We start from the raw sequence: 11,173 nt of genomic DNA, 5'->3' as shown, positions 1-11,173 counted from the left end.
TCCATAATACCCAAAATTTAACCATCAGCTTATTTTTTCAATTAAGACTTGGATAATATATTGGCATTTTATAATATTAACACAACCATTATTTGTCGTCAATGTTTTTCTGCTTTTAAAACGTAGTAACCTTTCTTTTTCTCTTCAACGGAAACGGATTGAAACAGTTCCTCCAGTTTTCTCATTGCTGATGGGGCGCCCTGTTTTTTTTGGATCACCGCCCAAAACTCTCCTCCGGGTTGAAGTTTATCATAGCTTTGCGAAAAAATTCTATGGACAATCGCCTTGCCCGCTCTTATCGGGGGATTGGTCAGTATAGCAGCAAAGCCATACTCTTTTACGTTATCCAAACCATCGCTTTCATAAATCTGTACATTTTCAATGCCATTCATATCTGCGTTTTCCTTTGCAAGCGACAAAGCGCGCAAATTGATATCGACCATATGCACCGTTCTTTCGGGACAATAAGCAGCAACCGCCAACCCAATAGGACCGTAGCCGCATCCGACGTCGAGTACCGGACCTTCTAAACGAGGCGCTCGAAAACTTTCAATCAGTAAACGCGAGCCAAAATCGACTTCCTTTTTAGAAAAAACTCCGGCATCGCTTTTAAAATGAAAGGAATGATTTTTTAATTGATAATCCCAGTAAATCGGGTTGCTTTTGATTTCGGGGGAACGCGAAAAATAATGATCTGCCAAATTGTATCCCCTCCAAAGGAGTGATTGCGAAGAATTGGTTTAAGAAGAAAAAGTGCAAAAAAGCCCGCTGATTCAGCGAGCTTTTTCATAAAATTGTAATTACTTAACTTCAACGCCAGCTCCAACTTCTTCAAGTTTCGCTTTGATTTCTTCAGCTTCTTCTTTAGAAGCGCCTTCTTTAATTGGTTTTGGAGTATTGTCAACAAGTTCTTTTGCTTCTTTAAGTCCAAGACCTGTGATTTCACGAACCACTTTAATAACTTTGATTTTTTGTGAACCTGCATCAGTCAGAATTACATCGAATTCTGTTTTTTCAGCAGCGTCAGCGCCACCAGCAGCAGCACCAGCGATAGCCACAGGAGCAGCAGCCGTTACGCCAAATTCTTCTTCAATAGCTTTTACTAAGTCGTTTAATTCAAGAACGCTCATTTCTTTGATAGCGTCGATGATTTGTTCTTTCGTCATCTTTATTTTCCTCCTTAAATTATTTTATCACAATGCAGTCATATAATCATAGCAATAAGGATTATGCGCCTTGTTCTTCTTTTTGTTCAGCCACAGCTTTAGCCGCAAGAGCAAAGTTGCGGATTGGTGCTTGAAGCACGCTAAGCAGCATTGAAAGCAGACCTTCGCGAGACGGAAGTTCAGCCAACGCTTTGATTTCTTCTACGGAAACAACTTTTCCTTCGATGACCCCAACTTTAATTTCAAGCGCTTCGTTTTCTTTAGCGAAGTTGTTTAAAATTTTAGCCGGAGCTACAACATCATCGTTGCTGAAAGCGATGGCGTTCGGACCTGTCAACACATCGTTGATTTCCGCCAATTCAGCCGCTTCAGCAGCACGGCGTGTTAAAGTATTTTTATATACTTTAAATTCCACACCTGCTTCACGAAGTTGTTTACGAAGTTCTGTAATTTCCGCAACGTTTAATCCACGGTAATCTACCACAACGGTCGAAACGCTGTTTTTAAATTTTTCCGTAATTTCTTCCACAATTTGTTTCTTTTTTTCGATTGCAGTGCTCATCTTTACACCTCCTATATATGGCAGATGAACATTTATACCGCGCGAGCCAATAAAAAACCTCCATGCGTAGACACGGAGGCAAAGAAGACAATGTCAAAAGGACATACATCTATCCAATCTTACCTCGGCAGGAAATTAAGCTTTGAAGAAAGCACCTGCTGTCTACGGTACAAATGTTATTCGTTTTTCAAACGTGTTTCATTATATTATAATTTATACAAATTGTCAATTTGATTTTACAGCAACGGAAGCTGGATCTACTTTAATTCCAGGTCCCATTGTAGAAGTAACGGAAACATTTTTCATGTACGTTCCTTTAGCAGCAGCTGGTTTTGCTTTTAATAAAGTTTCAAAGATCGTTGCAAAGTTTTCAACAAGCTTTTCATTATCAAATGAAACTTTACCAATAGGAACATGAATGTTTCCAGCTTTATCTACACGGTATTCTACTTTACCGGCTTTAATTTCTTGAACTGCTTTCGTTACATCAAAAGTAACAGTGCCGGTTTTAGGGTTTGGCATTAAACCTTTAGGACCTAAAATACGACCTAGTTTACCAACTTCACCCATCATGTCCGGGGTTGCCACAATCACGTCAAAGTCAAACCAGCCTTCGCTGATTTTGTTGATATATTCTGTATCGCCAACGTAGTCTGCGCCTGCCGCTTCCGCTTCTTTTGCTTTTTCACCTTTCGCAAACACAAGAACTTTCGCTGTTTTACCAGTTCCATTCGGAAGAACAACAGCTCCGCGAATTTGTTGGTCCGCTTTCTTCGGATCAACGCCAAGACGGAAAGCAGCTTCAACCGTAGCGTCGAATTTGGTATAGTTCGTTTTCTTTACTAAATCAATTGCTTCTTCAATAGAATAAGCTTTCGAACGATCAACAAGCTTAAGAGCCTCTAAATATTTCTTTCCTTTTTTAGCCATTTCAATATCCTCCTTATGTGGTATTAACGGAAATCCTCCCACTAATAAAGGCTGCGAGTGAAAGTAATCCAATACATTCAACTTCGCAACCTTGTCAACAATCACTTAAGCGTTAGTCTTCAATCACAATGCCCATGCTGCGTGCAGTACCTTCAACCATTCGCATAGCAGCTTCCACGCTGGCTGCATTAAGGTCCGGCATTTTCAATTCAGCGATTTCGCGTACTTTGTCGCGTTTAATTGTTGCTACTTTGTTGCGGTTTGGCTCACCAGAACCAGATTCGATACCGGCTGCTTTTTTAAGCAATACGGCAGCAGGCGGTGTTTTGGTGATGAATGTAAATGAACGGTCCTCAAAAACCGTAATTTCAACCGGAATGATTAAACCTGCTTGGTCTGCTGTACGAGCATTAAATTCCTTACAGAATCCCATGATATTGACACCAGCTTGACCAAGCGCAGGACCTACTGGCGGAGCAGGATTTGCTTTACCTGCAGGGATTTGCAATTTAACTACTTTGATTACTTTTTTAGCCACGAGACACACCTCCTTAAGTCCGTGATGTGGTACTTGGAGAATCCAATCTCCTCCCACTCATGCAGTCATCTATCAAAATCAGCCTCCCAATCGAGAGACACACTGACTTATGAAATAGTACCATTTTTTTAGCGAAAATTCAAGTTGGTTACAAAATTATTTCTCGACTTGATCAAAATCAAGTTCAATTGGCGTCTCCCGACCAAACATATTTACCAGAACTTTCAACTTTCCTTTGTCATAGTCAATTTCTTCAATGGTTCCGGCAAAATTCGCAAACGGACCTTCTTTCACCGTTACCACTTCACCAATTTCAAAGTGAACGTCAAGCCGTTTTTCCTCAATGCCCATTTGTTTTAAAATGGCCTCTACTTCTTCCGGCAAAAGAGGAGTCGGCTTGGATCCAGAACCAGAAGATCCGACAAAACCGGTGACACCAGGAGTATTTCGTACTACATACCAAGAATCGTCAGTCATGACCAGCTCCACCAGTACATAACCGGGGAAAACTTTTCTTTTTACTACTTTCTTTTTCCCGTTTTTTACATCCGTTTCCTCTTCCTCCGGCACAATCACACGGAAAATTTTGTCTTGCATTCCCATTGATTCAACTCTTTTTTCTAAATTTGCTTTTACTTTATTTTCGTAGCCTGAATACGTGTGTACTACATACCAATTTTTCTCCATTTCCAAGGGACTTAGCGTCCTTCCCTCCTCCAAGTTATACAGCTCTCTGTGGACAGCCACGGATCATTTTTCATTGCAGGAAAATCATTTTCTACCGATCTGCCACATTAGCTTATTAGTGCGTTCGATTGAAAACCGCAAAGAAATATCTGTATCTTCATTGTTTTAGACTTTCGATGAAAACACATGTGGTCAGTTCGCTCTTTTTATCCAAATGAAAAAACCCGAATATCCCGGGCTTTTTCTGCATCTTGACTATTTTGTTTTCATTATACCATGTATGAAGAAGGTATATTCAAGGGAAATAAAAAGATTTTACCATCATTTTAATATCCAGCGAACGATCGAAGAAATTCCCAAGTCCACGACCGCGAAAAAAACGGCCAAAAACGCGACGGTCGCGATAACTGTTATGGTGTAGTTCGTTAATTCTTTCCGATTAGGCCAGCTGACCTTTCTCATCTCAGACGTGACGTTACGGAAAAATTGGGCAATACGTGACATGTCGAAACCTCCATATAATGCTTGCTCTTACGATTATTTCGTCTCCTTATGAATCGTATGTTGATTGCAATATTTGCAAAACTTTTTCACTTCTAAACGCTGAGCAGAGTTGCTCCCGTTAACAGAATAATTTCTTGAACCGCATTTTGAGCAAGCTAAAACGACTTTTTTTCTCATTTTTGGTCACCTAATAAGATTATAACGTTGAAATGTTAAAAAAATATCACTATAATTGTAAAATGTCAAACAAACGTTTAAATAGATAATTGTTTTATTTCAAGATAGCGCTCAAGTTTTCTTTTTACCCTTTGTAAAGCATTATCAATCGATTTGACGTGGCGGTTCAGCTCTTCGGAAATCTCTTGATAAGACTGACCGTCCAAATACAGTGCCAATACCTTTCTTTCAAGATCGCTCAATAGCTCATTCATTTTTTCCTCGATGCTGTCAAATTCTTCTCTGTTGATTAACAGCTCTTCCGGATCAAGCATTTTTGTCCCCGAAATGACGTCCATAAGCGTCCGGTCTGATTCTTCGTCATAAATCGGTTTATCAAGTGATACATAAGAATTTAAAGGTATATGTTTTTGCCTCGTAGCTGTTTTAATAGCGGTTATAATTTGTCTTGTAATGCAAAGCTCCGCAAAAGCTTTAAAGGTTGTAAGCTTGTCCTCTTTATAATCACGGATGGCTTTGTAAAGGCCAATCATTCCCTCCTGAACAATATCTTCCTTATCGGCGCCAATCAGGAAATAAGAACGAGCTTTGGCCCTTACAAAGTTTTTGTACTTGTGAATCAGAAAATCCAATGCTTCACTATTCCCTTGATGAACCAATTCGATAATTTCTTCGTCATCCATCTTTTCCAATACCCCGCCGTTTAAGCTCCGATTATTCAAGCTCACACCATCCCCTCGACCGCAAAAACATAGATAGAAATATTATACAGTAGAAATTTTTTGAACGTCAACGAATCATTTTTGACCACGGCGCCATTTTTCAAAAATTTCCGCCACTTCGTCACTAAGAAAGATTTTTGAAACAGATTTCGCTTCTTGCGTTTTCTTCACTTTCTTTTTTATTTTTTTCTCGATTTCTTTCATCTCGATCAGCAATTCCCGTGCTGAAATACGAAGCGCCCCTTGCCCGAAAATGGCCCATTGTTCCGTATAATCGGATGTTGCTACATATACTTGATTGCGAATATTCGTCAATTCAATCGCCTTTTTTTCAATCCATTCATCGGCAGATTCATTTTCTCTCGTAAAGACGACTTCGACTTGATAATTTTGATATCTTTTTTCAATCCCCTTTACATAGTGGGCATCAAACACGACGATCACTTTAAATCCGCTGTATCCTTGATATTCTGCCATTTTTTCAATTAAACGGTCCCTTGCTGCCGCTAAATCTTTTTTCTTCAATTCCTGAAGTTCCGGCCAGGCTCCGATAATATTGTAGCCGTCGACTAATAGGATGTTCATCTTAATCCCCTAAAGGATAACGATTTCTAAAAATCTCATACATGAGCAATCCGGCTGCAACCGATGCGTTTAATGAGGTTACATGGCCTCTCATCGGAAGTCGATAGAGAAAATCGCATTTTTCTTTTAACAGCCTGCTCATTCCTCGCCCTTCACTGCCAATAATTAAACCAAGCGGAAGCTTTCCGTCAAGACTTCGATAATCCTCATTGCCTTGAGCATCTGTCCCCGCAATCCAAAGGCCTCTCTCTTTAAGCTCGTCCACTGTCCGGGCCAAGTTCGTAACGCGGGCAACAGGGATATATTCTATGGCACCGGTGGAAGCTTTCGCTACCGCCGTCGTCAGTCCTACCGCTCTTCGTTTCGGAATGATAATTCCATGGACACCGACAGCATCGGCCGTTCTCATGATAGAGCCTAAATTATGCGGATCTTCGATTTCATCTAAAATTAAAAGAAAAGGCGTTTCCTTTCTTTCAGCGGCCACTTGAAACAATTTATCTATATCTGCATACTTGTATGCTGCCACTTGTGCGACAACACCTTGATGGTTTTCGTTCACTAGTTGATCAATCTTTTGTTTCGGGACAAATTGAACGAGAATGTTCGCCTTTTTTGCTTCTTTAATGATCGGCGTCATAGATCCTTTTTGAGCACCATCCGCAATCCATATTTTATTGATCTCCCGCTTGGATCGAAGGGCTTCCAACACAGTGTTCCTGCCGGCAATTAATTCCTTATCCAATGGGGCTCCTCCTCCTTTTAATCTGTTGGTATTTGCAAAGATTGATCGATGATGTCATTCAATCGGGATGACTGCCCCGTTAAAAACAAATAGCCGATCAGTGCTTCAAAAGCAGTGCTGTAGCGATAGGTTTGCACATCGGTATTTTTCGGAACCGTGCCGGATTTTGCATTTCTTCCCCTTTTTACTATAGACAACTCCGTTTCGGAAAGAACGTGATCATCGATCAATTTTTTCAAAATCATAGCCTGCGCTTTGGCTGAAACATAATGAGTGGCAGCTTTGTGCAGACGATTCGGTTTTACATATCCGTTTACTAAAAGATGTCGGCGAACATATACTTCATAGATCGCGTCGCCCATATAAGCCAGCGCCAGTCCATTTAATTGTTCAGCGTCCTCCATTTGTTCAAATTCCATCATTCTTTTATCCTCTTTTCCATCTCGTCCCTTGCGGCGTATCTTCCAAAATAATATTCATATTCTTTAATTGATCCCTAATTTCATCCGCCAGCTGAAAATTGCGCTCCTTGCGTGCTTGGTTCCGCTTTTCAATCAGCTGCTCGATCTCTTCATCCAGCCACTCATTCACTTCCAGCTTCAATCCCAAGACGGAAAAGAGATCTTCGAATTCTTTCATAAACGTGGAAATGACTTTTTCAGACGTATGTTTCTCCATCAAATAGTAATTGGCTTGCCGAGACAGTTCAAACAAAACCGAAATGGCGTTCGCCGTGTTGAAATCATCATCCATTTCCTTCACAAACTCATCGTGAAGCTTTTGAATTTTTTCCATCCATTCATGATCATTTTCGGTTAAATTGGTACTGGCTTCTTTCCTGTGTTTTAAATTTTGATAAGAAGTTTTCAACCGTTCCAGCGATGTTTTAGCGTTTTCCAGCAATTCTTCGCTGTAATTGATCGGATGGCGGTAATGGACAGACAGCATAAAAAACCTCAATGCGTCGGGATCATGCTTTTGAATAATATCATGGACCAAAACGAAATTTCCTAGCGACTTGGACATCTTCTCATTATTAATATTAATATAACCGTTATGCATCCAATAACGAGCAAATGTCTTGCCGGAAAGAGCTTCTGATTGAGCAATTTCGTTTTCGTGGTGAGGGAACGTTAAATCTTGCCCGCCCGCATGAATATCAATAGTATCTCCTAAATAATGGCGAGCCATCGCCGAACATTCAATATGCCATCCGGGACGTCCTTTTCCCCACGGGCTATCCCAAGAAATTTCGCCTTCCTTTGCCGCTTTCCACAACGCAAAATCAAGAGCGTCTTCTTTTTTCTCGCCAACCTCGATACGGGCTCCCACTTTCAATTCATCAATGGATTGATGGGAAAGCTTCCCGTAGTCTTTAAACTTTCTCGTGCGGTAATAAACATCACCGTCTACTTCGTAAGCATAACCTTTCTCTTCCAACGTTCGAATAAATTCAATGATGATGTCCATATTTTCCGTAACTCGAGGATGAATGTCCGCCCGTTTGCAACCGAGGGCTTCTACATCTTCAAAATAAGCGTGGATAAACCGATTGGCAAGTGTTGGGACATCTTCTCCCAGTTCTCTTGCCGCCCGTATCAATTTATCATCCACGTCTGTGAAATTGGAAACGTATTGGACATCGTATCCACGAAATTCCAGATATCTTCGCACTGTATCAAAGACGATCGCGGGGCGGGCGTTTCCGATATGAATATAATTGTATACGGTCGGACCGCACACATACATTTTCACTTTTCCTTCTTCCAGGGGAACGAAGGTTTCCTTGCGTCTGGTGAGCGTATTATAAAGTTGAATTGGCATTTTCTTTTTCCCCTTTCCGCAGGTTTTCGATTTCCTCTCGAAGTCTTTTAATTTCCTGTTCCATTTCATGTATTCGATCAGAAATTGGATCCGGCAAATCACGGTGATTTAAATCTTTTTTGATCTTCTTTCCATTTTGGACGACAATTCTTCCGGGGATACCAACCACCGTGGAGTTCGGGGGAACATCTTTTAAAACAACCGAACCCGCCCCAATTTTAGAATTCTCACCAATCGTGATCGAACCGAGGACTTTTGCACCTGTGGCGATCAACGCATTATCTTTAATGGTTGGATGGCGTTTTCCTTTTTCCTTCCCTGTGCCGCCGAGAGTAACACCTTGATAAAGTGTCACATTATCACCAATTTCACAAGTCTCGCCAATCACAACTCCCATTCCATGATCTATAAATAATCTGCGGCCAATTTTGGCTCCAGGATGGATTTCAATTCCGGTAAAAAAACGGCTTATTTGCGAAATCACTCTCGCAAGAAAATAAAACTTTCTTTTAAACAAAGCATGCGCAATTCGATGAGCCCAAATGGCGTGCAAGCCAGAATAAGTCAAGATGACTTCAAGATAGCTTCTTGCAGCTGGATCTTGTTCGAAAACCACTTCAATATCTTCTTTTAATGTTTTAAACATTCAGCTCTCCTCCTTTACATTCATGATTTTGTACAGCTAATTACTGCTCTTGCTTCCTTATCAAGATTGGCAATAAAAGCAGATCCTGTATTCGGCTATGACTTTTATTGTCGTTTATTAGGTGCTTTTTCTTCATCCCGATTTTTTATTTTCATGCAAAAAAGGAGACTAATTTGGCTAAGCATTCAGCTTTTTAAATAGCCAGCTGCAAACAAGAAACCCCCTCCCCTTTATGCAAAAAAGCGTCCCTGTAAAAGACAGAGACGCTTTCAGCGCGGTTCCACTCTGTTTGAGAACATCAGCCGACTGGCCTGTTCCCCAAACTCAATTCCTGTAACGGAGGCTGCCGCCGCATCTTACTTTAACCTTATCAGGCATTTCAGATGCGGACTCCGAGGTGCATTTCGAAAACCGAGAGGTTTAAACCACTTTCAGCCGATGATGGTTCTCTCTGTCAAACATCGGTTTCTACTTCTCCTCATCAACGCTTTATCCTTTATGGTATTCAATATATTGTTTTTCGAAAAATAATGTTAACGAAGAAGATTTTCAATTCGTTCAACCACTTTGTCTTTTCCGAGAAGCTCAATCGTGTTCGGAAGTTCAGGACCGTGCATTTGCCCCGTCACAGCCACACGAATCGGCATGAACAGCTTTTTCCCTTTATGGCCTGTCTCTTTTTGAACAGCCTTAATCGTCTTTTTAATTTCAGCAGCTTCAAACACATCGAGTTCACGAATTTTATTTAAAAAGGATTCTAGGACTTCCGGCACTTGCTCTTCGGAAAGAATGGCCTTCGCGTCTTCATTATACTCAATTTTATCTTTAAAGAACAGCTCGGATAGCTCTACAATTTCCGCTCCATAACTCATTTGTTCTTGATAAAGAGCGATTAATTTTCTTACCCATTGTTCTTCATCCGGAGACAAGTTTTCCGAAACGCGACCCGCTTTAATAAGATGTGGAAGAGACAACTCCACTACCTTGTCCAATTCCAGCTGTTTCATATATTGGTTATTCATCCACATAAGCTTTTGCTTGTCAAAAACAGCAGGAGATTTAGAAAGACGGGCCGGGTCAAAAATTTCGATGAACTCTTCTCTTGAGAAAATTTCTTCTTCTCCTTTTGGAGACCATCCCAATAATGCAATGAAATTAAACAACGCTTCCGGCAGATAGCCAAGTTCTTCATACTGTTCGATAAACTGAATAATGGATTCATCGCGTTTGCTCAATTTCTTGCGGTTTTCATTGACGATCAAAGTCATATGACCAAATTTCGGCGGCTCCCAACCAAAAGCTTCGTAAATCATCAATTGTTTAGGCGTATTAGAAATATGGTCATCACCGCGGAGAACGTGAGTCATGCCCATTAAATGATCATCGATCGCAACCGCAAAATTGTATGTCGGCATTCCGTCTTTTTTCACAATGACAAAATCGCCGATTCCGTCCGATTCAAAAGACACATGGTCTTTGACAATATCATCAAATTCATATATTTTTCCTTCTGGCACGCGAAAACGAATGCTAGGCTGACGTCCTTCCGCTTCCAAAGCTTCCTGCTGTTCTTTTGTTAAATGGCGGCATTTACCCGAATATCTCGGCATTTCTCCTCGGGCAAGCTGAGCTTCCCGTTCTGCTTCTAATTCCTCTTCCGTACAATAACATTTATAAGCAAGACCTCTTTCTAACAGGTCTTCATAATATTTTTTGTATATATCCGTGCGTTCCGACTGACGGTATGGCCCATATGGACCGCCGATATCAACGCCTTCATCCCAGTCCATTCCAAGCCATTTTAGATATTTTAGCTGACTTTGCTCGCCGCCTTCTATATTCCGTTTTTGGTCGGTATCTTCAATCCGGATCACAAACTTTCCGCCTCGGCTTCTGGCGAATAAATAATTAAACAATGCGGTGCGTGCATTTCCAATATGCAAATGTCCTGTCGGGCTCGGAGCATATCGCACACGTATTTCACTAGCCATTATTTGAATGCCTCCTCTTGAATTCAAACGCTAATCGATTCGATGTATGTTTCTGCCGCCGTTGTTTCGACTCTTTTGCTGAAAAAGCAGAAAACA

The 11,173-nt window shown here is 40.9% G+C and carries 15 protein-coding genes and 2 other annotated features; all 15 genes read right to left on the bottom strand.

All coding sequences use genetic code 11. From position 1 onward, the window contains the following. Positions 1–98 precede the first annotated feature (98 nt). The 15 genes from NST12_RS00635 to gltX all read right to left on the bottom strand — a co-directional run bounded on the left by NST12_RS00635 (position 99) and on the right by gltX (position 11,077). Positions 99–701, bottom strand: a complete 603-nt coding sequence (locus NST12_RS00635; RefSeq protein WP_048622369.1) for a class I SAM-dependent methyltransferase — start codon at positions 699–701, stop codon at positions 99–101. Positions 702–800: 99 nt separating this feature from the next. Beyond that, a complete protein-coding gene (gene rplL / locus NST12_RS00630) occupies positions 801–1,166 on the bottom strand; it encodes a 50S ribosomal protein L7/L12 (protein ID WP_048622368.1) in 366 nt (121 codons plus the stop codon). 61 nt (positions 1,167–1,227) lie between these two features. Then, complete coding sequence (rplJ, locus tag NST12_RS00625) at positions 1,228–1,728, bottom strand: 50S ribosomal protein L10 (protein ID WP_003354797.1); 501 nt, start codon at positions 1,726–1,728, stop codon at positions 1,228–1,230. A 42-nt stretch (positions 1,729–1,770) separates the two neighbouring features. After that, positions 1,771–1,914, bottom strand: a sequence feature (ribosomal protein L10 leader region). A 39-nt stretch (positions 1,915–1,953) separates the two neighbouring features. After that, positions 1,954–2,658: a 50S ribosomal protein L1 gene (rplA, locus tag NST12_RS00620; protein ID WP_003354798.1), complete on the bottom strand. Its 705-nt coding sequence runs from the start codon at positions 2,656–2,658 to the stop codon at positions 1,954–1,956. A 112-nt stretch (positions 2,659–2,770) separates the two neighbouring features. Then, entirely contained in the window at positions 2,771–3,196 is a 426-nt protein-coding gene (gene rplK / locus NST12_RS00615) for a 50S ribosomal protein L11 (RefSeq protein ID WP_003354800.1), read from the bottom strand. A gap of 156 nt (positions 3,197–3,352) precedes the next feature. Beyond that, entirely contained in the window at positions 3,353–3,883 is a 531-nt protein-coding gene (gene nusG / locus NST12_RS00610) for a transcription termination/antitermination protein NusG (RefSeq protein ID WP_040341608.1), read from the bottom strand. A 321-nt stretch (positions 3,884–4,204) separates the two neighbouring features. Next, the gene (secE, locus tag NST12_RS00605; protein WP_048622365.1) at positions 4,205–4,387 is read right to left on the bottom strand and encodes a preprotein translocase subunit SecE; all 183 of its coding nucleotides are present in this window, start codon (positions 4,385–4,387) and stop codon (positions 4,205–4,207) included. Between the two features lie 33 nt (positions 4,388–4,420). Continuing rightward, entirely contained in the window at positions 4,421–4,564 is a 144-nt protein-coding gene (gene rpmG / locus NST12_RS00600) for a 50S ribosomal protein L33 (protein ID WP_040341604.1), read from the bottom strand. A 77-nt stretch (positions 4,565–4,641) separates the two neighbouring features. Continuing rightward, positions 4,642–5,247, bottom strand: coding sequence for an RNA polymerase sporulation sigma factor SigH (gene sigH / locus NST12_RS00595; RefSeq protein ID WP_147542803.1), 606 nt, complete (start codon positions 5,245–5,247; stop codon positions 4,642–4,644). 114 nt (positions 5,248–5,361) lie between these two features. Continuing rightward, a complete protein-coding gene (locus tag NST12_RS00590) occupies positions 5,362–5,871 on the bottom strand; it encodes an NYN domain-containing protein (RefSeq protein ID WP_341100027.1) in 510 nt (169 codons plus the stop codon). A 1-nt stretch (position 5,872) separates the two neighbouring features. After that, entirely contained in the window at positions 5,873–6,616 is a 744-nt protein-coding gene (rlmB, locus tag NST12_RS00585) for a 23S rRNA (guanosine(2251)-2'-O)-methyltransferase RlmB (RefSeq protein WP_003354805.1), read from the bottom strand. Between the two features lie 17 nt (positions 6,617–6,633). Beyond that, positions 6,634–7,038 (bottom strand): Mini-ribonuclease 3, encoded by a 405-nt coding sequence (locus NST12_RS00580; RefSeq protein WP_003354806.1) that lies wholly within the window; start codon positions 7,036–7,038, stop codon positions 6,634–6,636. 4 nt (positions 7,039–7,042) lie between these two features. Next, entirely contained in the window at positions 7,043–8,440 is a 1,398-nt protein-coding gene (gene cysS, locus NST12_RS00575) for a cysteine--tRNA ligase (RefSeq protein ID WP_327797713.1), read from the bottom strand. Next, positions 8,421–9,086: a serine O-acetyltransferase EpsC gene (gene epsC / locus NST12_RS00570; protein ID WP_003354808.1), complete on the bottom strand. Its 666-nt coding sequence runs from the start codon at positions 9,084–9,086 to the stop codon at positions 8,421–8,423. The genes cysS and epsC overlap by 20 nt, the downstream gene beginning before the upstream one ends. A gap of 256 nt (positions 9,087–9,342) precedes the next feature. Beyond that, positions 9,343–9,580, bottom strand: a binding site (T-box leader). Positions 9,581–9,619: 39 nt separating this feature from the next. Further along, entirely contained in the window at positions 9,620–11,077 is a 1,458-nt protein-coding gene (gene gltX, locus NST12_RS00565) for a glutamate--tRNA ligase (RefSeq protein WP_003354810.1), read from the bottom strand. Positions 11,078–11,173: the final 96 nt, after the last annotated feature.

It is taken from the genome of Bacillus sp. FSL W8-1127 (genome assembly GCF_038006725.1).
Classification (GTDB): Bacteria; Bacillota; Bacilli; order Bacillales; family DSM-4216; genus Bacillus_O; species Bacillus_O smithii.
This window is presented reverse-complemented; position numbering and strand designations above follow the sequence as displayed.